Annotated in this window: 28 protein-coding genes; 8 read left to right on the top strand and 20 right to left on the bottom strand. The window is 57.6% G+C overall.

Annotated features, from left to right (window positions below):
- The first annotated feature begins 39 nt into the window (after positions 1–39).
- The 6 genes from JCM12296_RS10125 (at position 40) to JCM12296_RS10100 (ending at position 5,498) form a co-directional block, all read left to right on the top strand.
- Positions 40–315 carry a hypothetical protein gene (locus JCM12296_RS10125; protein ID WP_157067513.1) on the top strand — a complete coding sequence of 92 codons (276 nt, stop codon included), beginning with the start codon at positions 40–42 and terminating at the stop codon, positions 313–315.
- Complete coding sequence (gene fliN, locus JCM12296_RS10120) at positions 270–1,418, top strand: flagellar motor switch protein FliN (protein ID WP_172683835.1); 1,149 nt, start codon at positions 270–272, stop codon at positions 1,416–1,418. Before JCM12296_RS10125 ends, fliN begins: the two co-directional genes overlap by 46 nt.
- A gap of 338 nt (positions 1,419–1,756) precedes the next feature.
- On the top strand, positions 1,757–2,149 hold the full coding sequence (locus tag JCM12296_RS10115) for a universal stress protein (RefSeq protein ID WP_054692209.1): 393 nt from the start codon (positions 1,757–1,759) through the stop codon (positions 2,147–2,149).
- Between the two features lie 69 nt (positions 2,150–2,218).
- Entirely contained in the window at positions 2,219–2,842 is a 624-nt protein-coding gene (coaE, locus tag JCM12296_RS10110; protein ID WP_054692206.1) for a dephospho-CoA kinase, read from the top strand.
- 233 nt (positions 2,843–3,075) lie between these two features.
- On the top strand, positions 3,076–3,786 hold the full coding sequence (locus JCM12296_RS10105; protein ID WP_054692203.1) for an HD-GYP domain-containing protein: 711 nt from the start codon (positions 3,076–3,078) through the stop codon (positions 3,784–3,786).
- Between the two features lie 119 nt (positions 3,787–3,905).
- Positions 3,906–5,498: a peptide chain release factor 3 gene (locus tag JCM12296_RS10100; RefSeq protein WP_281491970.1), complete on the top strand. Its 1,593-nt coding sequence runs from the start codon at positions 3,906–3,908 to the stop codon at positions 5,496–5,498.
- An 80-nt stretch (positions 5,499–5,578) separates the two neighbouring features.
- Here JCM12296_RS10100 and JCM12296_RS10095 read toward each other — a convergent pair whose 3' ends face one another.
- The 6 genes from JCM12296_RS10095 to JCM12296_RS10065 form a co-directional block, all read right to left on the bottom strand.
- On the bottom strand, positions 5,579–6,121 hold the full coding sequence (locus JCM12296_RS10095; RefSeq protein ID WP_054692201.1) for a helix-turn-helix transcriptional regulator: 543 nt from the start codon (positions 6,119–6,121) through the stop codon (positions 5,579–5,581).
- A gap of 394 nt (positions 6,122–6,515) precedes the next feature.
- On the bottom strand, positions 6,516–7,061 hold the full coding sequence (locus JCM12296_RS10085) for a nitroreductase family protein (protein WP_054692196.1): 546 nt from the start codon (positions 7,059–7,061) through the stop codon (positions 6,516–6,518).
- 87 nt (positions 7,062–7,148) lie between these two features.
- Positions 7,149–7,865 carry an enoyl-CoA hydratase/isomerase family protein gene (locus JCM12296_RS10080; protein ID WP_054692194.1) on the bottom strand — a complete coding sequence of 239 codons (717 nt, stop codon included), beginning with the start codon at positions 7,863–7,865 and terminating at the stop codon, positions 7,149–7,151.
- 249 nt (positions 7,866–8,114) lie between these two features.
- Positions 8,115–8,312 carry a hypothetical protein gene (locus JCM12296_RS44030; protein ID WP_054692191.1) on the bottom strand — a complete coding sequence of 66 codons (198 nt, stop codon included), beginning with the start codon at positions 8,310–8,312 and terminating at the stop codon, positions 8,115–8,117.
- 275 nt (positions 8,313–8,587) lie between these two features.
- Positions 8,588–9,109, bottom strand: a complete 522-nt coding sequence (locus JCM12296_RS10070) for an O-acetyl-ADP-ribose deacetylase (protein ID WP_054692188.1) — start codon at positions 9,107–9,109, stop codon at positions 8,588–8,590.
- Positions 9,106–9,612, bottom strand: a complete 507-nt coding sequence (locus JCM12296_RS10065) for an FmdB family zinc ribbon protein (protein WP_054692185.1) — start codon at positions 9,610–9,612, stop codon at positions 9,106–9,108. The genes JCM12296_RS10070 and JCM12296_RS10065 overlap by 4 nt, the downstream gene beginning before the upstream one ends.
- 333 nt (positions 9,613–9,945) lie before the next feature.
- On the opposite strand from JCM12296_RS10065, the gene ndk reads away from it, so the two are divergent.
- A complete protein-coding gene (gene ndk / locus JCM12296_RS10060; RefSeq protein ID WP_157067512.1) occupies positions 9,946–10,365 on the top strand; it encodes a nucleoside-diphosphate kinase in 420 nt (139 codons plus the stop codon).
- Entirely contained in the window at positions 10,362–11,129 is a 768-nt protein-coding gene (locus JCM12296_RS10055; protein ID WP_054692176.1) for an RNA methyltransferase, read from the top strand. Before ndk ends, JCM12296_RS10055 begins: the two co-directional genes overlap by 4 nt.
- On the opposite strand, the gene JCM12296_RS10050 is transcribed toward JCM12296_RS10055, so the two are convergent.
- The 14 genes from JCM12296_RS10050 to JCM12296_RS10000 form a co-directional block, all read right to left on the bottom strand.
- The gene (locus JCM12296_RS10050) at positions 11,087–11,581 is read right to left on the bottom strand and encodes an ATP-binding cassette domain-containing protein (protein ID WP_054692173.1); all 495 of its coding nucleotides are present in this window, start codon (positions 11,579–11,581) and stop codon (positions 11,087–11,089) included. The two genes, JCM12296_RS10055 and JCM12296_RS10050, sit on opposite strands and share 43 nt — an antisense overlap.
- Positions 11,578–12,000 (bottom strand): ATP-binding cassette domain-containing protein, encoded by a 423-nt coding sequence (locus tag JCM12296_RS47310; RefSeq protein ID WP_054692170.1) that lies wholly within the window; start codon positions 11,998–12,000, stop codon positions 11,578–11,580. Before JCM12296_RS47310 ends, JCM12296_RS10050 begins: the two co-directional genes overlap by 4 nt.
- Positions 11,997–12,650, bottom strand: coding sequence for an ATP-binding cassette domain-containing protein (locus tag JCM12296_RS10040; RefSeq protein WP_054692167.1), 654 nt, complete (start codon positions 12,648–12,650; stop codon positions 11,997–11,999). The genes JCM12296_RS47310 and JCM12296_RS10040 overlap by 4 nt, the downstream gene beginning before the upstream one ends.
- 33 nt (positions 12,651–12,683) lie before the next feature.
- On the bottom strand, positions 12,684–13,766 hold the full coding sequence (leuB, locus tag JCM12296_RS10035; protein ID WP_054692164.1) for a 3-isopropylmalate dehydrogenase: 1,083 nt from the start codon (positions 13,764–13,766) through the stop codon (positions 12,684–12,686).
- Positions 13,767–13,885: 119 nt separating this feature from the next.
- Positions 13,886–15,145 (bottom strand): ExeA family protein, encoded by a 1,260-nt coding sequence (locus JCM12296_RS10030; protein ID WP_054692160.1) that lies wholly within the window; start codon positions 15,143–15,145, stop codon positions 13,886–13,888.
- Positions 15,146–15,171: 26 nt separating this feature from the next.
- Positions 15,172–15,651 carry a TAXI family TRAP transporter solute-binding subunit gene (locus JCM12296_RS47305; RefSeq protein ID WP_054692158.1) on the bottom strand — a complete coding sequence of 160 codons (480 nt, stop codon included), beginning with the start codon at positions 15,649–15,651 and terminating at the stop codon, positions 15,172–15,174.
- Positions 15,612–16,181: a TAXI family TRAP transporter solute-binding subunit gene (locus JCM12296_RS47300; RefSeq protein WP_172683834.1), complete on the bottom strand. Its 570-nt coding sequence runs from the start codon at positions 16,179–16,181 to the stop codon at positions 15,612–15,614. Before JCM12296_RS47300 ends, JCM12296_RS47305 begins: the two co-directional genes overlap by 40 nt.
- Positions 16,182–16,406: 225 nt before the next feature.
- The gene (locus tag JCM12296_RS50355; RefSeq protein WP_083456016.1) at positions 16,407–16,580 is read right to left on the bottom strand and encodes a FeoB-associated Cys-rich membrane protein; all 174 of its coding nucleotides are present in this window, start codon (positions 16,578–16,580) and stop codon (positions 16,407–16,409) included.
- Between the two features lie 13 nt (positions 16,581–16,593).
- A complete protein-coding gene (gene feoB / locus JCM12296_RS10015) occupies positions 16,594–18,804 on the bottom strand; it encodes a ferrous iron transport protein B (RefSeq protein ID WP_054692149.1) in 2,211 nt (736 codons plus the stop codon).
- 4 nt (positions 18,805–18,808) lie between these two features.
- Positions 18,809–19,045, bottom strand: coding sequence for a FeoA family protein (locus JCM12296_RS10010; protein WP_054692145.1), 237 nt, complete (start codon positions 19,043–19,045; stop codon positions 18,809–18,811).
- Positions 19,046–19,143: 98 nt separating this feature from the next.
- Positions 19,144–19,569, bottom strand: coding sequence for a hypothetical protein (locus tag JCM12296_RS44020; RefSeq protein ID WP_246804124.1), 426 nt, complete (start codon positions 19,567–19,569; stop codon positions 19,144–19,146).
- Positions 19,569–19,979 (bottom strand): hypothetical protein, encoded by a 411-nt coding sequence (locus JCM12296_RS44015; protein WP_246804121.1) that lies wholly within the window; start codon positions 19,977–19,979, stop codon positions 19,569–19,571. Before JCM12296_RS44015 ends, JCM12296_RS44020 begins: the two co-directional genes overlap by 1 nt.
- A gap of 11 nt (positions 19,980–19,990) precedes the next feature.
- Positions 19,991–20,314, bottom strand: coding sequence for a permease (locus tag JCM12296_RS44010; RefSeq protein WP_246804120.1), 324 nt, complete (start codon positions 20,312–20,314; stop codon positions 19,991–19,993).
- A 15-nt stretch (positions 20,315–20,329) separates the two neighbouring features.
- Complete coding sequence (locus JCM12296_RS10000; protein WP_054692142.1) at positions 20,330–20,707, bottom strand: ArsR/SmtB family transcription factor; 378 nt, start codon at positions 20,705–20,707, stop codon at positions 20,330–20,332.
- Between the last annotated feature and the right edge of the window lie 60 nt (positions 20,708–20,767).

The following is a 20,767-nucleotide window of genomic DNA, read 5'->3' as shown; positions in this document are numbered from 1 at the left end:
ATGGGGACGACCGTTAACGACGAGCCCCATAGGATTTCGATGGAAAAGATCACCGACGACAGCATACGTCAATCCATAACCACCACCATCATGGAGACGTTTGATGCCATGGCGGGATTGCCTCTGGAGGTTGTGGATGAGGCCCAACCCGCCGAGCTCGATAAAAACCGCATGGTGGGCGCGATTCATTTCGCCGGGGAAGTGGTTGGCGTAATGAGCTTTCAGCTCTCCGAGGCCTTTTCACGCATGCTCACCGCAGCATGCTGGGCATGGAAGTGGATGACATCCAAAGTAACGAAGAGATTAAAGACGTGATCGGCGAACTGGCCAATATCGTGGCCGGCAATCTGAAAACCGAATTCCTCGATTCCGGGCTGGCATGCGTGATATCGACCCCGTCGATCACTTCGGGAGGCGATTTCAAGATCGATCCGGCGGGGATCGCGCCCCCTCAAAAATTCACGTTCCACCACAACGAGCACCTGGTCGTCATCGAATTGTGCGTCAAGGAAGAGATCGGCGCCAAGGAAGACATCATGAGTGATCTCTCCAGTGATGTCATCATGGAGCGGATTGCCGGTGTGGATATCAAAGCCTCCATCATCAACTCGGTCATTGATGTTTTCTACACCATGCTCGATATGGAAGTGGAGGCCATCCAGGAGGTCCCCGAGGGATTTATCGAAGAGCTGCGCACCGTCGGATCGGTCACCTTTGCCGGTGAAGTGGACGGACTCTTCAACATCCAGGTCAATGACGATTTCGCCCGTCAAATGACCGCCGCCATGCTTGGCATGGAGCCGGAAGAGATCGAGAATGAAGAGGAAGTCTATGATGTTATCCGCGAAATCAGCAATATCATCGGTGGCAATCTGAAGTCCAATTTCGTCGATGCCGGCCTCTCCTGTGTGCTGTCGACCCCATCGATCACCAACGGTCGCGATTTCCGCGTCAGCCCCACCAATGTCATCAAGACCAGCCGTTTTCTCTTCTCTCACAAAGGCAGTGTCATCATCGTCGAAGCCGGCGTCAAAATGGATCAGCTCCCCGGTGAAAAGAAGACTGAGGATGAGACCGAGACAGAGAAAACGACCGGCAGCGAAACCGACGCGTCGTCTCCCATAGAAACCGATATTGCCCAGGTGGAAGCGGATCCGTTTAAAAACCTGGGGCTCGTCATGGATATTCCGCTACAGGTCACCGTTGAATTGGGGCACACCAAGCGGCGGATCAACGATGTGCTTCGCCTCGGACCGGGATCCGTGGTCGAGATGGAGCAGATGGAGGGCGAACCGGTGGATATCCTGATCAACGAAACCCTGATTGCCAAGGGGTTCGTCGTGGTGGAAAAAGAGAAATATGGCATTCGCATCAGCGAAATCGTCAGCCGCAGGGAACGCTTGAAAAGTATTCGCTGAAAAGGGGTGAAAGCACGTAAACAAGTGTTCGCTTGACAGACGGGTCCAAACATGTTTTGGACATTTTTCAAAAAAACGAGCCGTGCCCATGTTTGATGGACGCGTAAAAAGTCGCATTTCCGACGGATTCGTAAAAAGCCCGAGATCAAGGCTTGCGAATCCTTAAGGAATGAGGCGTACTTAGCGTACGCCGCAGTGACGAGGGATGAAGCGTAACGCGGATATCGGGCTTTTTACGAATCCGTCATGTTTAGTACCTCGACGCCTGCACCGGGACGACGGCCGACAGTTCACCGCTGTGGTGGTAAATGTCGCTGATATGATTAAAGGAGTATTTAATGAAGATTCTGGTCGGCTATGATGGGTCAAACTCGGCAAAGGATGCACTGGCCCTGGCCAAACAACATGCCGCTGCCTTCAACGCCAAGGTGTTTGTGGTGGCCTCTTTGATGGGCGGTAGTGCCACCCATGCAACAGAAGTCGAGCATGCCAACGAAAATCTCGAATTTGCCCGGAGCCTGTTGGAGGAAGCGGATGTTCCGTGCGAAGCCAAACTTCTGGTGCGGGGAATGAGTCCGGGTGAAGACCTGATCGATTTTGCCAAAGAGCAGTCGGTGGATGAAATTATCATCGGCATCAAACGACGTTCAAAAGTGGGCAAATTGCTATTCGGCTCAAATGCCCAATACGTGATCGTCAAGGCGCCCTGCCCCGTCGTTACTGTTAAATAACTTTGATGGATTCGTAAAGAGTCGCATTTCAGGGACCGGGTGGGCAATCCGTGTCAGAAGGGGCATCTCGTGATCATTGCCGGTCTTACCGGAGGTATCGCCAGCGGGAAATCGACCGTTTCCCGAATTTTTCGCGATGCCGGCGCGATCATCATTGATGCGGATAAAATCGCCAGAGACGTAGTTCGCATCGGGGCGCCGGCCTATCGGGAAATCGTTCGAGTTTTTGGCGATACCGTCTTACTCCCCGATGGCACCATTAATCGCAAGTACCTGGGGGATATCATTTTCAACGCCCCTGCCAAGAAAGCGCGCCTGGATGCCATTGTGCATCCCCATGTCTACCAAGAGATCCAGACCCAAATCGGACACGCCACGAAAACGGCCCCCGATGCGGTTGTCATCCTCGACATCCCGCTGCTCTTCGAAACGCGTACGGAAATCCCGCTGGCTGAAGTGATCCTGGTCTATGTACCGGAAGCGCTGCAAGTCGAGCGGCTCATCCGTCGGGACGAAATCGATGCCCCTGCGGCCATGGCCCGCATCCACGCCCAGATGCCCATCGAGAAGAAGCGCCGGCTGGCCACCGTTATCATCGATAACAGCGGTGATCTGGAGGAGACCCGCCGGCAGACGCTGGCCGTCTTCAAGCGCCTCGACCGCCGTCGCGAGGATCGAGGGGTTTCTGTTTGACACCATTTTTCACCTGCCTTATAGTAAACGCCGTTTAACAGAAGACGAAACGCGTAACCCAAAAGGTCCCCTCCAGGAATACGGTAAGGTAGCACTTGTTTCCTTCACCATTTCAACTTGCCACATCGAGCGTCAGTGTCTCGGCAACCTTGAGATTGGGATTGAGGCCCCGCAAAGCACCAAGGCCGTGTCGGTCGACATGCGGGGATAGGGGGAAATAGCGGGTAATTCCCATGCAATATGACAATATGTATTACCGAACCGCATACGAACAGCACTTCCAGCGTCTGGATGAGATATCGGCCGCCCTGGGTAGAAAGGATTTATATACCCAAGCCCATGGCGGCCGGGTAGCGCTGTATGCCATACGATTGGCCCAACGGCTCGGTTTTTCGCCCGAAGGCATTCGCCATATTGGATTGGGTGGGCTTTTTCACGATGTGGGCAAACTGGCCATGAGCGACCAAATTCTGGCCAATCGCGAAACGCAGCTCTCCAGCGAGCTCCGGCAGGAAGTCCGCTGCCACCCCTTGATCGGGGCGGCCCTGCTTAAACCCGTCCCCTTCCTGGAACCGGTGGTGGACTTCGTCCTCTTTCACCATGAACGCGAAGACGGCCAGGGATATCCGTTTGGTCTGAATGCCGAGGAAATTCCGCCCGGAGCGAAAATCGTCAGCATTGCCGACTGTTTTGACGCCGTTACCACCGATCGGATCTACCAGAAGGGGCAGTCGGCAGCCGTAGCCTGCCAAGTGCTCCGGGACGGCTGCGATGGCAATTTCAACAAAGCTTTTGTCGATGTATTTATTCAGGAGATTGAAGCCAACGGAATGATTCAGGGGGTGGGCCCCGATCCCCGGTTGGCCGACCGGCTGGTACGTTCGCTCGCCGGCCTGCGGCGATTGCCGAAGGATGTATGGGCAGCCGGCGTTGAAGCGACCTGACGGCCGGCCATAAGGCGACGGAGAAGGATACAAGAGACCGGCAAACCGGTCGTATTGATGTGTAGCGCGCCACAGGCCTTTCGCGGCCTGTTTTTTTGGCGCAGAGGAAAAAATCAAGCATGATGGATAGTCACTTTTTAAAGGAACTCCGGAAACGACGCACGTTTGGCATCATCAGCCACCCGGATGCGGGAAAGACCACCCTTACCGAAAAATTGCTGCTCTTCGGTGGTGCCATCCAGATGGCGGGTGCCGTCAAAGCCAAGCGCGCCGGACGATACGCCACCAGCGACTGGATGGCCATCGAGAAGGAACGCGGAATCTCGGTAACCACCTCGGTGATGAAATTCAACTATAACGGGTACGAGGTCAATCTGTTGGACACACCCGGTCACCAGGACTTCTCCGAGGATACCTACCGGGTCCTCACCGCCGTAGACAGTGCCCTGATGGTGATCGACAGCGCCAAAGGCGTCGAACCCCAGACGGAGAAGCTCATGGAGGTGTGCCGCATGCGCAACACGCCCATCATGACCTTCATTAACAAGCTGGACCGCGACGGCATGGCGCCGCTGGATATCCTTTCGGATATCGAAGACAAGCTTCAAATCGAATGTGCCCCCCTATCCTGGCCCATCGGCATGGGCAAACGGTTTCGCGGGGTTTACAATCGCTACCAGAATCAGCTCTATCTTTTCACCCCCGGGGGGCAAACCCGTTACCAGGAAGGCATCCTGGTCACCGATCTGGCCGATCCCCAGTTGGATGACATACTGGGTAGCCAGGCCGATGAATTGCGGGAGGACGTGGCCCTGCTCGAAGGGGCGGCCAATCCGTTCGAGCTGGAAGCCTACCTCAAGGGCAGCCAGACGCCGGTCTTCTTCGGTAGCGCGATCAATAATTTCGGGGTGCGGGAACTGCTCGACGCCTTTGTCGAGATGGCGCCCACGCCCCGCCCACGCCTCACCACCACGCGGCTGGTCGAGCCGGAGGAACCCTCATTCAGCGGTTTTGCCTTTAAGATCCAGGCCAACATGGACCCTGCCCATCGCGACCGCATCGCTTTCGTGCGCATCTGTTCGGGAAAATTCACTCGCGGCATGAAGGTCTTGCAGACCCGCATCGGCAAACAGGTCACCCTTTCCAACGCCACCATCTTCATGGCCCAGGACCGCACGCATGTGGAGGAGGCTTATCCCGGCGACATCATCGGCATCCACAATCACGGCACCATCGGTATCGGGGATACGTTCTGTGAAAAGGAAGTCCTGAGCTTCACCGGGATTCCCAGCTTCGCACCGGATCATTTCCGTCGCGTACAACTGAAGAACCCGCTCAAAGCCAAACAGCTCCTCAAGGGACTGACCCAATTGGCCGAGGAGGGTGCCGTTCAGTTTTTCCGGCCGCTTGCCGGCAACAGTTACATTCTCGGCGCCGTCGGTGTGCTGCAGTTCGATGTCACCATAGCCCGTCTGAAGGACGAGTACGGGGTGGACGCTGCCTATGAGCCGGTCACCTTTGCCGCGGCCCGCTGGGTGACCAGTGATGACAAGAAGCAATTGGCCAACTTCGAACGGGAAAAGTACAACAGCCTGGCCCATGATTCCCATGGGAAACTGACCTATCTGGCGTCCAGCTTGTGGCGGTTGGAAAACGCCATGGAGGAGTGGCCGGCCATTCATTTTCACAAGACACGCGAACTGGTCGCCTGACCCGATGCAGCCTTAGGCGAACAAAGGGCCGCCGGATAGCGAAAATCCATTGACCGTTCACGGGATCGGCAGGGTGCCTGTCATCCATCAATCGACAAGAGGGCCGATCTGAGATTGGTGCACTTTTTTTTAAGGCCCAGCTTCCTGCGGATACGGTAGCGCACGGCTTCAATCGTTCTATCAGAACTGCCCAAGATAAAAGCGATATCTTTGGTTGTTTGCCCCTCCTTGACCAAATTGGCCACTTGAATTTCAAGGGGCGTGAAGTGCATGTAGTGGCGGGACATCTGCTGGGTCAAGGGGGAGATGATTTCATTGAGGTTGGTTTCGATCAGATTCAGGTAAATCCGTTGACGTTCATCCAGGCGGCTGTTTTTCAGCTTGTCGAGATAAGGCAGAATCAAGCGCTTGGCATTGGCCAACATCTTCTCCTCCACCTCCAACCGGTCGGCTTCCCGTTTGCGCAGCAGCACTTCGAGGGCGGTATTGACTTCGGAAAGGCTTTCGGTGCGTTCCTTCAGCTCTTTCTCCCGGGCACTGAGAGCGCTCGCAGTCTCCATCTCGCCGGTAATATCGAGGATGATGCCGTTGAAATAGGTTTCCGGGGGGGTGGCGACCGCCACGGCGATAATGCGCAGCCAGCGCCAGAAGCCACTTGAGCCCCCTGGGTACGGATCGTCTCATCCATCCGCCGCGCGTCCAGCATGGCATGGGCGGCCGATACCAGCGACTCACGGTCCTCCGGGTGAACCGTTGTCAGGAAAGACTGAAAATCGACCACCTTTGTCCGGTCAACGATATCGGCGATAGAAGGGCTGATGAAAATCCGCCGGGGCTGGAAAGGATCCATCGGGTTGTGACAGAAACGGAACAGGACAAAGCCCGAGGCACTCTCCATGAGAGAACGCAGGTGATGCTCACTCTCCATGAGGACCGCTTCTGCCGCCACCTGAGTACGGCAGGGCACGTCCGGATCCCGTTCTGCCTCCCCCCGCTTTTTCACCCGGTCGATCCGCTTTAGAAGCGGTTGGTATGGGTGAAGGCATTGACATCGCGGCGCTGCGGCGCGCCGCCCGTTTTTGCGGGATACCCCAGCGGAATCAGGGAAACCAGTTCATACCCTTCCGGCACATCGACGGCCGCCTTGGCACGATCATGGTCGAAAAGACCGACGATCACCGTCCCCAGCCCCAGATGATGGGCCATGAGGCACAAATTCTGGGTGGCCAACCCCAGGTCATACATCATCCAGTCCCCCAATTTGGTGCTGCATTGGCCCTTATAGTAGCCCGAGACACCGGACTTGGCGCAAACGACGAGCAGAACGGAAGCCTCGACAACGGCCTTGAAGGCAGGATTTCCCTTGGCCGGCAGACTGGCCTGAATTTGTGCCCGCACGGCCGGATCCCGAACGACAATCACCTCCCAGCACTGCGAATTCGCCCAGGAAGGCGCCCAGCCAAAGGCTTCGAGCACCTGGCTGAGCAGGTCATCGGGTAGCTGCCGGTCTTCATATTTGCGCACACTGCGCCGACTTTTTATCAACGTCATCAAATCGGTCACGGAAACATCTCCTCTTCTGATGAAAACAAGTAGGGTATTATCGGCTGCAATCCCAACCATGGATGACCGCGCCGGTCGCGGGATGGATCAACCGATATTGAACTGCCCCGATTCAATATATGGGACATCCTCGATGTCGATGGCATGAATGATGGACTGGTTGAGTCGTTTCTTCATCTCCGCAATCACCAATCGCCGTTTGTTGATCGCCATGGCAAACGCGCGGGTCTCGTCCATGAGGGTTTCCATGGGGCAGGCCTTTTGAACGATATGATGATCCACACACTGGTTGGCCGTCAAGCGCACACCGGTATACTCCATGTACTCCACCATGTACATGGGCATGGCCTTCTTCAAGAGCGCATTCATTCCCGGCAGAAACGGTATTCCCAAATCCACCTCGGGAAAGCAGAAAAAACCCCGGTCCGAGCGCATGAAACGGAAATCGAAGGCGCAGCACAGGATTGCCCCCCCGGCAAAGGCATGACCGGAAATAGCGGCCACGGTGACCAGCGGATAGGTAGCCAGGCGCTTGAACAATCGATTGAGCTGGTAAAGAAAGGCTTTGGAGCGGGCCAGGTCGTTTTGCTGGATCACCGGAATCATCCACTCCAGGTCGATGCCATTGGAGAAGATTTTCTCATGGGCGGAGGTCACTACCAGGGTGGTTGCATCCGTGGTGTTTTCGACCTCGTCGAGCGTATTCAGGAAAGCATCGAGAAAATCGGGATTGAATCGGTTTTCACCATCGTTCAGGGTCACTGTGGCCACGTGCGCGTCAATAATGAAATCAACCCGTTTCATCTTCCGCTCCTTTATCTGCCGAAATGAATTGCAAAGGGGCTTAAACCATTATCTGCCACCCCTGTGGCCACGCCGATAACGGGGTCAGGTGGGCGCAGGGTTAATAAAATTGAGAAGAAGTATACCAGGGTCGCCAAGGTGCCGCAAGTAAAAGCAACCATCCGATCAGGGTAACCGTATTCGGCTCTCCCAAATACAAAAGGCGACCCCTTTTCAGGTCGCCTTTCGCGTCGATGTCGTCAGACCGGATTAAGCGCAGCAGGATCCCTTGGTGCCGCAGCTGCCGCATCCGGCACCGAAATCGATCCCGCAATCCAGTTTGAAGCCGTACATGTGGAAATCCACTTTGATCGGCTTGGCTTTTTCCAGGAATTCGGTGTTAACGATAAACTTGTATCCGTCGACGTCAAATTCAGAATCCGTATTAACCGGCTCATCCAGAGCCATGGCCAGGCCCGGCCCCCCTCACCCGCCCTCGTTGAGGAAAATGCGGATCGGTTTGACCTCTTTTCCTTTGAAATACTCGGCAATCTGCTGAACCGCCGGTTGTGTCACCTCTAACATGATACCCTCCTTGGTAGCGTCTTCGGTCTGTGTCGGTACAGGCCCGGAAAGCCTGATCAGGTTTCAGAAATTGAAATTAACCATGTGGATCGGGTTTGTCAATTCCAATTGCAAGGCACATCGACAATCGTGATCGTAAGCCGTAACGCGGTGTCGCCCTATCCTGCGGATCGATCGAGGTATTGGGAATAAACCGCCAGATCTTTTGCCGAAAAGAGCATGAAGGTCACTTTTTCGACGACCCTGTCCTGGGCCAAGAACCGCACACAGGTATCCACGGCAATCTTGCAGGCCGCTTCGATGGGATAGCCGTAAACCCCACAGCTGATTGCCGGAAAGGCAACCGATGTTAGCCCGTGATCCCGAGCCAGGATCAAGCTGTTGGTATAACAATTGGCCAGGAGCCGGGGATCTTCGGGCCGTCCGTGATAAACCGGCCCGACGGTATGGATCACATACCGGGCCGGCAACCGGTAACCCCGCGTCAGGCGGGCTTCACCCGTGGGGCAGCCGCCCAAAGTCAGGCATTCGGCCAACAAATCGGGACCGGCCGCTCGATGAATGGCACCATCCACGCCGCCACCGCCTTTCAGCGAGCTGTTGGCCGCATTAACGATGGCGTCAACCGCCAACCGGGTAATATCGCCTTGTCGGGCTTCCATGCGTGCCTTCGCGCTCATGGGATTTCCTCCTCAAGGTCATACAGGGTCTCATCCCGCCGGGGCGCGCGTTTGCTGCCACTGCCCTTACCCCGTTTCTCGGGAAGGATGAACGGATCTTCCGATTCGAGAAGATCCACCATCTCCGACTCGATCTGTTCCGGATCTTCGCCCCGTTCCATGCGCCGCAGGGCCTCCTCCATGCCGGAGCCCAGTTCCATGCCGGTCATGTCGCTCAGTTTACGCATGAGCGTGGCCGCCTGTTTCGGATCGTCCTCATTGATCCGGTCCGCCTCGCTGGCCAGCATCTGCATGGCCTTTTCCATCTTGCTCTCGTCAAAGGGTAAATCGTCGTCCTCGCCCCCCTCTTTGGCCTTGCCGGTAAAGGCGAAAGCCGACATCTGACGTTCCAGCTGACGGGCCTTGCACTGGGGACAGGTTGGCGTTCTATCGGTGTTGATCCGCCGAGAGAAAAAGTTAAACAGCGTATTGCAATCCGGGCAGTAAAACTCATAAATCGGCATAGACTTTCATCCTTGAAAAGAAAGGAAAGGAAAGAAAACAAAATGGATTCGTTTGCATAATAGGTCGCGTGCATCTTGCTGTCAACCGCACCGGCGCGACCGCCACCTTCACCGATAGGCACAATAAATCATGACAAATCAATCTGTTGAGAATTCAAGCGACCCTTTGGCGGACTTCCCACGGCGGTTGACTTGGCATCGGCCTTCTGCTATGGACCCGTCGAACCGAAACGACGGGAACAGTACCCGCCGCCGATCGCCTCGATGGATTGACCGGATCGAGCCCAACGGCGGGCTCCTCGTCGCCTCCCCCAACCAGAAAGGAAACGCATCATGCAAAGAACCTTATCCATCATCAAGCCCGACGGCGTCGCCCGGGGTCTGATCGGCCAAGTGGTCAAGCGCCTGGAAGAAAGTGGGCTGACCATCATTGCCATGAAGATGATCCACATGACCAAAGCCCAGGCCGAGGGGTTTTACGCCGTTCATCGGCAGCGTCCCTTCTTCGGCAGCCTCACCGACTTCATGTCTTCCGGGCCGGCGGTGGTCATGGTGCTCGAGGGCGAGAATGCCATCGCGCGTTACCGCGACCTCATGGGCGCCACCAATTATAAAGACGCCGCCGAAGGAACCATCCGTCGTGATTTTGCGACCGACATCGAGAAGAACGTGGTCCACGGCTCCGATGCGCCGGAAACCGCCGCCTTTGAGATGGGCTACTTTTTCAATGCCTTTGAAATCACCCCGCGATGACCATTGGTATTCACCGCGACAACGTGGCCATCGTGCTGCAGCGGCCCCGGTATCCCGAAAACATCGGGTCCGCTGCGCGCGCCATGTGCAACATGGGCTTTTCCCGCCTGATCGTGGTGAACCCGGGCATCTGGGATGAAGAACGGATCCGCCGGCTGGCCACCCATGCGGCCGGCGGCGTCGTTGACACGCTCCAGCGTTTCGATTCATTGGAAACGGCCCTGGCGCCCTTCGGTCATGTGGTCGGCACGACAGCCCGCATCGGGGGGCAGCGGCCGGTGATCAAATCTCCCGATCGCCTTGCCCACAGTCTTATCCCCATCAGCCACGGCAATCCGGTCGCCATCCTCTTCGGTTCCGAGGACCGGGGGCTGACCAATCAGGATCTGAAACACTGCCACCAATTGGTCAACATTCCCACCGTGGACTTCAGCTCCCTCAACCTGGCCCAGGCGGTCATGGTGGTCTGTTATTGTCTATCCACGGTCAGCCAGGAAGCCTCGCCGCCGGCCACCCCCCGGTTGGCCAAACGGATCGAGTTGGACCTGATGTACGATGAACTGACCGCCACCTTGACCGATATCGGCTATGTCAATCCGCAAAACCCGGACTACTGGATGATCCGTATCCGCCGTTTTCTCACCCGACTTTCCCTGCGTGCCGGCGAAGTCAGCATCCTGCGCGGCATCTGCCGCCAAATCCGGCGCTATGGGCAGCGCTGCTATGAAGACGGCCGCAGGGCCGCAGAGAAATCCGACGCCTGATCGGCACCGTTTCGATCGATGGGGCCATTGTACACTACCTGCCCCCGATCCAACGCCAGCCGGTGAGTGGTGCAAGCGGGAATATCGCGCGGATGGTGGGAAACAACGATCAAGGTCGTCCGCCCGTTTCTCCCGATATCCTCCAGCAACGCCCTCACCCGTGCCCGATTATGGCCATCCAGCCCGGCCAGGGGCTCGTCCAGAATCATCACGCGTGGCGCTTTGACCATGGCGCGGGCAATCAGAACCATCTGACGCTGCCCCTGGGAAAGCCGGTTGAAAGGGACAGCCGCCAGGGGCAGAAGGTCCATCCGTTCCAGCCACCCACGCGCGCGTTTGCGCTGAGCCGTTTCCGGCTGGCGATAGAGCCCCACCGAGTCGAAAAATCCGGAGCAGATCACTTCCAGGGCGGAGAGCCGCTTTTGATAACTGGCCGACAGGTCATGACTCACCAGCCCAGGTGACGGCGGACCTCCCCCAGGGTCTGGGAAGGTCCCCGGTCGCGGCCGAACAACCGGATCGTATTGGCATGGACCTGCAGGCAATCACCGGTGATCAGTTTCAGCAAGGTCGACTTGCCGGCGCCGTTGGGACCGGTGACGGCCCAGTGCTGCCCCGCGTGAACCGACCAGTTCAATCGATTCAACACCCGCTTTGAGCCGTACGTTACGGTAACCGAGCGCATGTCGATCAACGCTGGCGGCGAACCCATCGGATCCGGAAGACTGCCAAAGGGGGAAGTGGTATCCTCAAAGGGCGAAAGCGAATCAGGTGTGGCCTGCGGGGGGGCGACGGGTGGGAACGGGACGACCCGGTCCAGCGGTCCTTGGCTGACGATATGCCCACCATCAAGGAGCAGACGGTGGGTCATCGCGGCCGCAGCTCATCCAGGCGGTGGGTAATCAAGAGCAGGGTCAAGCCGGCACCGGCCAATCCGTCGAGCATGGCCAAAAGCGCCCGTCGGCCCGGTTCATCAAGCCCCTCGAAGGGCTCATCCAGTACCAGCATCCGGGGTTGGCCCAAGAGCTCCCGGGCCACCAACACCCGGGCCATCTCTCCGGTCGAGATGGATAGGATCGGTTTGTTCAGCAGGCCTTCAAGGTCACACCGCTGGACGACATCATTAAACCGGTCGTTGGCGGCAAGTGCCGCTGGGTCCATCGCACCGGCCGATCCCCGGAGAAGCGCGCCTACCGGTGTGATCGCATCGAACCGTCCGGCGAAATCCCGTCCATGCGCCAGGTCTTGTTCCCGACGCCAGATCTCCCGACGGGAATCACTGGCGATATAGGCGATGGCCCGGGTCGGGGTCAGATCGGCAAAGGCATGATAGTGGATCTTTCCCTGGACCACCGGCAACAAACCGGCGATGGCCTTGGCCAGGGTGGTCTTGCCGGCGCCGTTGGGGCCGGCAATCACCCAATGTTCACCGGCCTGGATGCGCCACGACAACCCGCCCAACAGCCAGCGGTCCCGCAGCCTGACGGTGATGCCATCAACGGTGATGATCGGCCGAGTCATCGGGCCCCCACCATGCTCTCCCGGAATCGCTTCCTAAACTGCGCCCTGAAGACGGCTGACCACGGCCTCCGCCATGGCGGTGGTGCTGACCGACGGTCCACCGGCGGCGATATCGGGCGTCCGGATGCCATCGGCCAATACATGGGCCACAGCAGCATCCACGGCATCGGCGGCGTCACCCAGGCCGAGGCTGTAGCGCAGCATCATGGCCGCCGAAAGGATCTGGGCAATGGGATTGGCAATCCCCTGGCCGGCGATATCCGGCGCACTGCCGCCGGCCGGTTCGTACAGGCCGAAGCCGCTTTCGCTGATGCTCGCCGAGGGCAAGAGGCCCATGGAACCGGTAATCATGGCGCACTCGTCACTGATGATGTCACCGAACATGTTGCCGCACAAAAGCACGTCAAACTGGTGGGGATCCTTGACCAGTTGCATGGCGGCGTTGTCCACATAGATATGGCTCAGGACCACGTCGGGATAGTCCTTGGCCGTCTCCTTGACCACCTCGCGCCACAACACCATGGTGGTAAGCACGTTGGCCTTATCCACCGAGGCGACCCGTTTGCGACGCAACCGGGCCGCATCGAACGCCGACCGGGCAATGCGTTCGATCTCCCGGCGGGTATAGACCATGGTATCGAAGGCGCGCTCGTCCGGTCCGCTGCCTTCCCGGCCCTTGGGTTGGCCAAAGTAGATGTCGCCGGTCAGCTCGCGCACACAGAGAATGTCGAATCCCTGGCCGACGATATCAGGATGCAGCGGGCTGGCACCGGCCAGCGCCGGAAAGACCTTGGCCGGTCGAAGATTGCAAAACAGATTGAAATGCTTGCGCAAAGGCAACAGCGCGCCGCGTTCGGGCTGCTCGGCCGGCGGCAACGTCTCCCATTTGGGGCCGCCCACGGAACCGAAAAGGATGGCATCACTGGCTTCACACAGCTTCAAGGTATCATCGGGCAAGGCTTGCCCGTGCCGGTCGATGGCGATGCCGCCAACATCGGCAAACTGGAAGTCCAATTGAAAAGCGAATTTTTCCTGGGCCGCGGCGATGACTTTCAGGGCCGCATCCATCACCTCGGGACCGATACCATCACCGGACAGAACCGCAATTTTTGGCATATGCAACCATCCAGATTCATTTAAAATGTTAGAAACGCGAGCGGATCATAAAAGGTTGGCGGCAGTTTGTCAACCCGATGCGTGAGGCGGCATCCGATCGAATTCGACGCAACCGGCAATTACGGTTCCGGCGCCGGTCGGCGCTGGTTCAACAGCCAATCGATGGCGGCACCGGGGTCGGGATTGTCCGTTGGGGGTCGATGGGTGGCCCGGGGACTGGAATCCGAAGGCGGAAGGTCGCTGGGGACAGTTCCCGCATCTGTATTGGGAGGTTGCAAATCGTAGGTCTCGAAGCTGACCCGTGATGGGGCCTCGTCTTCCACGTCCATGGACAAGGGGTGGGGGGGGCTGGGCACGGGCTGGAAATACCGCCGGTAGGTCTGTTGAATCCACTGCCCGGCAGAATGCTGCCAATCTGCCGGAAAAAGGAACGCGCTCGTAAAAATGAGCACCAGAAGCATCAGCGCCAACAATGCCGGCGCGATCCAACGGGCGTGCTGTTTCTGGGGAGGGCGATAGTGATGTCTGGGGGCCGGTGCGCGAAGATTGTCCTTTGTCTCCGCATCGCCCGTATCCACCTTGAGGGTCAGCCGTTCACGGCACTGGGTGACGACCTTGCGGTTGATGGTTCGCTGTTTCAGCTGGGACGCGAAGAACATGGCCAAATCGCAAATAATGTTGATCTGCCGGGGAAACCCTTTGGAATATTGGAAAACCTCCTCCATGGCCGCCGTGGAGAAAATTTCGTACCCCGCGCCGGCGGTCTTCAGGCGGTGCCGGATGTACTCCCGGGTTTCGACCGGATCCAGGGGTTCGATATTGTAGGTGATGGTGATCCGGCGCATCAAGGCCCGGTTTTCCGGCTGCATCAGGATGGCGTTGAACTCGTTCTGTCCGACGAAAAAAATATTCAGCAGCTTGGCATCCTGATGTTCCAGATTGGACAGCAGGCGGATCTCTTCCATGAGATCGTGCTTCAGCCGCTGGGCCTCGTCAATGAGCAGTAGAACCGATTTTCGTTCGGCACGGGCATCGTTGAGAAAACGGCTGAAGGGTTCCAGGAAATCGCTTTTGGTGCGCACTTCAATGGGCAAGCCGAAATAGCGCGCCACCATGCGGTAGAAATCGTATTTGCTCAACCCGGGATCCGGGACCTTGGCCGTGTAGGCGCGATCCTTGATATCCTCCACCAGCCGGTTGATCAAAGTGGTCTTCCCCGTGCCCACATCCCCGGTAATCAGCAAGAAGCCCTTGTTGTCCATCACCCCGTACTTGAGTGTCGAAAGCGCCTCACGGTGCTTCTTGCCCATCCACAAAAAGCTGGGATCGGTGGTAATCTGAAAGGGCTTCTTGTTCAGTCCGAAAAAGCTTTTGTACATGATCGTCCGCCTTTCGCCGGATCAAATCAAGGGCGGAAAATGGTTCTGATCGCTTCAGCCACCGGATTGGCGCGATTATCATCCATGCCGACGCTGGGCTGCAGGTCGAGCGGTGGAACGTAGTCGGTTACGCAGGCATAAGGGGCCCACCCGGGCACGTTTTCACCCAACCTTACCGTTTTCCACTTGGGATGGCCGTTGGCGCGCAGCCAGGCGAGGTTTCCACGCATCAGGTAGGCCAGCCGGCCAATGGTATCGCAACGGTAATCGTGGAAATCGTAGGCCACCAGGATCACGCCCACCGAGATGGTGGCCACGTCATCCTTCTGCCAGGCATAGGTTCCTCCCGGAATATGGGCGGCCGGGTAGAATGAACGGATGGCCTCATGGACCACCGGTACCAGGTGCAGATGATCGGATGCGGACACATCCGTCATCAACCGCCACACCGGACTGCCATCGACGATCACCATGGCATCCAAGTCACCGGCCTTGATGGCCGCCAATGCCTTGGCATCGTCAATTGCCGCCAGGCTTGGGGATGCACGCCGGTAATTTCAAAAAGCAGCCGGCCGGTGAGATAGCCGCCGCTTTCCACAGGGCCGATGCCGACCCGCTTGCCGTTCAGATCGTTCAGGGTGTCGATTCCGCGCCTTGCCAGAAGATGAACCTCCTGCTGGTAGAGCGGGTAGACCCATTTGACCTGTTTGTTGATTCGGGTCATCAACGGATCCTTGTCGAGCTTGGCGACAAAGGCCATCACATCGGACTGCACCAATCCCAGGTGATGGCCCGGACGTTGGTACACGGCATAAATGTTCTCAACCGATCCGTTGGAGGGACAGACAGAAAGATGGATATTGTAAGGCTTGACCAGCGCTTTCAGATCCATACCGATCTGATAGGCCGTGGTCTTGGCATTGCCTGTGGCAATCGCCAGAAAGTCCTGATCCTTTTCGCCGGCCAGGGCAAGTTGGCAACCCACGACGACCATCAATCCGATCCATCCGGTGACAATGGTCGCATATCGGTTCATCCGTCGTACCTTCTTGCCGGAATCCGTGCTGATGCGGGACGGCATGATTCGCAGATTTCAATCGTCTCCTGATGGCGGCCACATATCGCATTCAAGAGGGTGTTGATAATGATGACCTTTTTCGAGAAGGATGATAGAAGAGTCCCTTGAACGAGTCAATATTAAAACCCGCTACGATGGGAACGTCTGGGAGGGGAAGGTTCCGGCAAAGGTGAGAAGAAAACGTTATTCGCGCATCCCATCGCGCTGAGGTGCCGGCGGTGAAGAGCAGGAATCGGCGGCCTGGCAGCCACTGCAGCCACAGGCGCACGTCGTCTTCTGGATGAATCTCCGATAAAACAACCATCCCAAATAAACAGCCGCACCGGCAACAATTAAAATAACGATCAAGGTTTGCATTTTTTACCGCCTCTCAATATCCCAGCAGGCTACCCACCTGGTAGATGCCCACGGACACACAGAACGCCAACGAGGTATTGAAAATCACCGAGAACAATCCCCAGCGCCACGATGATTCCCGCACGATGCTGACAATGGTGACAAAGCAGGGCGCATAGAACATAACAAAGACAATCATGCTCCAGGCCGTCAGGACACGCCAACCCGGTTCGGCCGTCAGCCGGGACGCAATGGAGGCCTGCGCATCATCGTCATTGGCCGCGCCCAGGGAATAGGCGGTACCCAGGGTGGAGACGATCACCTCCTTGGCGGCGAATCCGCCCAACAGGGCAATGTTGGTGCGCCAATCGAACCCTGCCCAGCGGGAGACGACCTCCAGCCCGCCACCAATGCGGCCGGCGAGGGAATACCGCAAGGCCGCGGCACTTTGGCGCCCCCGGCTGGCGGTAAGCTCACGTTTCAGACGGGCAGCCCCGGCGGAAAGGGGCGTGTCCCCTGTCCAGCGCGCCAGTTCATCGGTGATCGCCGGTGATGCTTGGGCCACCATGTGGTCACGATCGGCGGCGTACTGGGCGACCTGGGCGGCCGGCAGCCGGGGAAAGGTCATGGCCGCCCACAACAGGATGGAGATGCCAAGGATCACCGTCCCGGCCTTTTTGACATATTGCCAGGTCCGCTCCCAGGTGTGGATCATCAGACCGCGGAAAGTCGGCAGGCGATAGGGCGGAAGTTCCATAACAAACGGCGTGGAGGGGCCTTTGACCACCGTCAGGCGCAGGAACTTGGCGGCCAGCAGCGCGCCGCTCCAGGAGATCAGGGTAATCAGAAACATCATCCGGGCCTGGCTGTTGGGAAAAAAAGCGGCGATCAACAGCGCAAACACGGGCAATTTGGCCCCACAATTCATAAACGGCGCGGTGAGCAGCGTGGCGATACGCTCCTTGGGGGACCGCAGGGTGCGGGTGGCCATGACCCCGGGCACGGCGCATCCGCCGGCAATCCCGCCGGAAACGATATAGGCCATGACCGAACTGCCATGCAGGCCGAAAATCTGGAAAATCCGGTCCAGCATGAACGCCACCCGCGCCAGATAACCCGAATCTTCCAGCACGGCGATTCCCAAAAACATGAACATGATCAACGGCACGAATCCCAACACGCCGCCCACGCCGTCGATAACCCCCGAGACGATCAGAGACTTGAGCAAGCCGTCGGGCATCTGCGTCGAGACCACGTCGGAAAGCCATTCGAACACGGTTTCACACCATCCGACCGGGACTTCACTGTAGGTAAAGACCAACTGGTAGAGACCGAAAAGAACCAGAAACATGATCAGGGGGCCGGCGAACCGATTCACCAGCACCTTGTCAATGCGATCGGAGAGGAAGAGCCGGTTTTTATCGAACCGTTCCTTGACGATCCCCTGCTTGAGCATGGAGCTGATGAATCCGTAGCGATGATCGGCAATCATGGCTTCCGGATAGGTTTCGAGGGTCTCTTCGATGTGGGCGCCCACCTTTTGCGTTTCGGCCACCAGTTGATCGGCGATGCGAGCCTCCGTCGCCCTTCCCTTCTCGAGAATCTGGGCGTCGTTCTCCAGATATTTCAAGGCGATCCAGCGTGCGGGGTAAAGATCCGTGAGGAATCCATGCTTCGTGATCACCTGTTCCATCGACTGGATGGTGGTTTCCAGGTCACGTCCATAAGAGACCCGCAATGGCTGTGGCAGGGGTTGTTGGGCGACGCGCTCGACGGCGGCCATGAGCGCCTGCTTGCCGAAGCCACTGCGTGCCATGATGGGAACCACCGGAACCCCCAAGAGGCGGGAGAGCTTCTGGTGATCGATCTCGATGCCGCGGCTGCGGGCCACATCGATCATGTTGAGGGCCACGCAGATGGGAATGCCCAATTCCAACAATTGAATGGTCAGGTAAAGATTTCGTTCCAGGTTGGAGGCATCGACGATATTGATCGTCACCCGTGGGCACTCGTTGACCAGAAAGTCCCGTGCAACCACCTCTTCTACGCTGTAAGCGGTCAGCGAATAGGTTCCCGGAAGGTCGACGATGTGTATATCGTGGCCGTTTTGCACATAGCGTCCCTCCTTGCGGTCAACCGTGACGCCGGGATAGTTGCCGACATGCTGGCGGGATCCCGTGAGGGCATTAAAAAGGGTGGTCTTTCCCGCATTGGGATTTCCACCCAGGGCAACGCAGATATTCATTGGGCTATCCGTCGATCTCCACTTCGATGTGGTCGGCTTCGTTGTTGCGCAAGGTCAGGGTAAAGCCCTTGACCCGCAGGGCCACTGGATCGTAAAGCGGGGCACGCCCCTGCACCTTGACGGCGGTGCCGGGCACAAGCCCCATGTCACGAAGCCTTCGTCCCAGTTCACCGCCCACTTTCACGCTGGCGATGGTTCCTTCCTGATCGACCTTCATGTTGCGGATGTTGATTTTCATCATTGGCACGCCCCGCGATAAGAATTATTCATGTCTTAAAAAGTTTGGTATGCCAAACTTTAAAAGGAGTCAATAAAAAAACAAGGGGTGTAATGAAAATTTTATAAATGGCTCTGTTTACAGCCACAGGTGCCGCCGGCACAATGATCCGGTGGCGCCGTTGGAAGGGACGGGCGATCCTGGGTGGCCGGCTTCGTAGCGCCAAGCCGGGGCAGCCACCGGCGAAGGTGATGAAAAACAGGCTTGATCGATAAAACCAGGATCGCCATGGCAGCGACCAGTTCGAGACCGAACGGAAGGGTTTCCCCGGCCTGGCCGAGAACGGCCTGGGGTGAGATCCCCAAGGTGTTGTAAATTTGGTCCACCAAAAGACCGAATGCCACGGCGCACACGGCGATGGATGTGAGATAGATCATCGTCGCACGGCGGCCCAGCACACGGGCCAGAACCGTCAGGGAAGTCGCGTTGGTCGCGGGTCCGGCCATCAGAAAGACCAGCGCCGCCCCCGGACTGACCCCCTGAAGAATCAGCGTGGCGGCAATGGGCGTTGACGCGGTGGCGCAGATGTAAATGGGAATTCCATGGCAAGCATGATCAGCATGGCGCTGAATCCGCCGCCCAGATATCGGCTGAACAGGCTTTCCGGAATCAATACGCCAATGGCACCGGACAGCAGCAGCCCGAAAAGAAACCATAGGGCCAGGTCCCCCCACACATCGGTAAACGCGAACCGCAGTCCGGCGACCACTTTCTCGCCGAAACCGTGATGGCGCCGATGGACGTCGGGCGCACAGTTAACACCATCACAGCATCCATCCACCGGGCACGAAAGATCCGGAATCACCGGCCGCGACATATCCGGTCGACCGAGAAGATTTTCGGTAAAACCGGCTGCCACCGCGGTGAAAAAGGCCGCCAGCGGCCGCATGACGGTCATGATGGGATCCATCAGGCATAGGTGATGGAGATGGAGTCAACGCCGGACTCGGGTGTGGAAATCAGAAACGCGGTCACGGCCCCATTGTTGGCACCCTGTTTTTTCAAGGCCGCTGCGGCCGGCAGCACCCCACAGGAGCACAGGGGAATGGGGATACCCAGGAAAGAAGCCTTCAAAACGGAACGAAAACGACCCTGTCCGAGATGAGCGGCCACTGCCCCGGGATTGAGAAACACGCGCAACAGCCCACTGACCACCAGCCCGAAAAGAATGAAAACCGATGATTCCAGCAGAAGGTTCCACGCTTGCAGCAGCACATCCAGGATTAGATTCATTGCTCTCCCCCATCGCTACTCGTTGATATGCTTCAGGCCGATGGACACCAGGTCCAGCACATGCTGGTCGTCCAGGGTATAGTAAAGGACCTGCCCGTCACGGCGGGAGCGGACCAGATTCAATTCGCGCAAACGCCGGAGCTGGTGGGAAACCGCCGATTCGCTGATGCCGATGGTGGCGGCGATGTCGCACACACACATTTCCCCGCCCCGCAAGGCCAGGATGATGGCCAGCCGCGTGGAATCCCCCATGATCTTAAAGGTCAAGGTCAAACGATCAAGCACCTTGTCCGGGATTGCCTCGCGCTTGGCCCGAGCCACCCGGTCAAGGTGAATCACGCGGACACCGCAGGTTTCCGCCGTACAATCGGGTTGAATCTTCCGTTTTGCCATTCCTCACCCTCTATATCTGAACATCTGTTCAAATATAAAAGCAGCCGCATCCATGTCAAG

The sequence above is a fragment of the Desulfosarcina cetonica JCM 12296 genome (genome assembly GCF_001311845.1).
Classification (GTDB): Bacteria; Desulfobacterota; Desulfobacteria; order Desulfobacterales; family Desulfosarcinaceae; genus Desulfosarcina; species Desulfosarcina cetonica.
The sequence above is the reverse complement of the archived record's forward strand: the minus strand, read 5'-3'. Positions and strand labels throughout refer to the sequence as shown.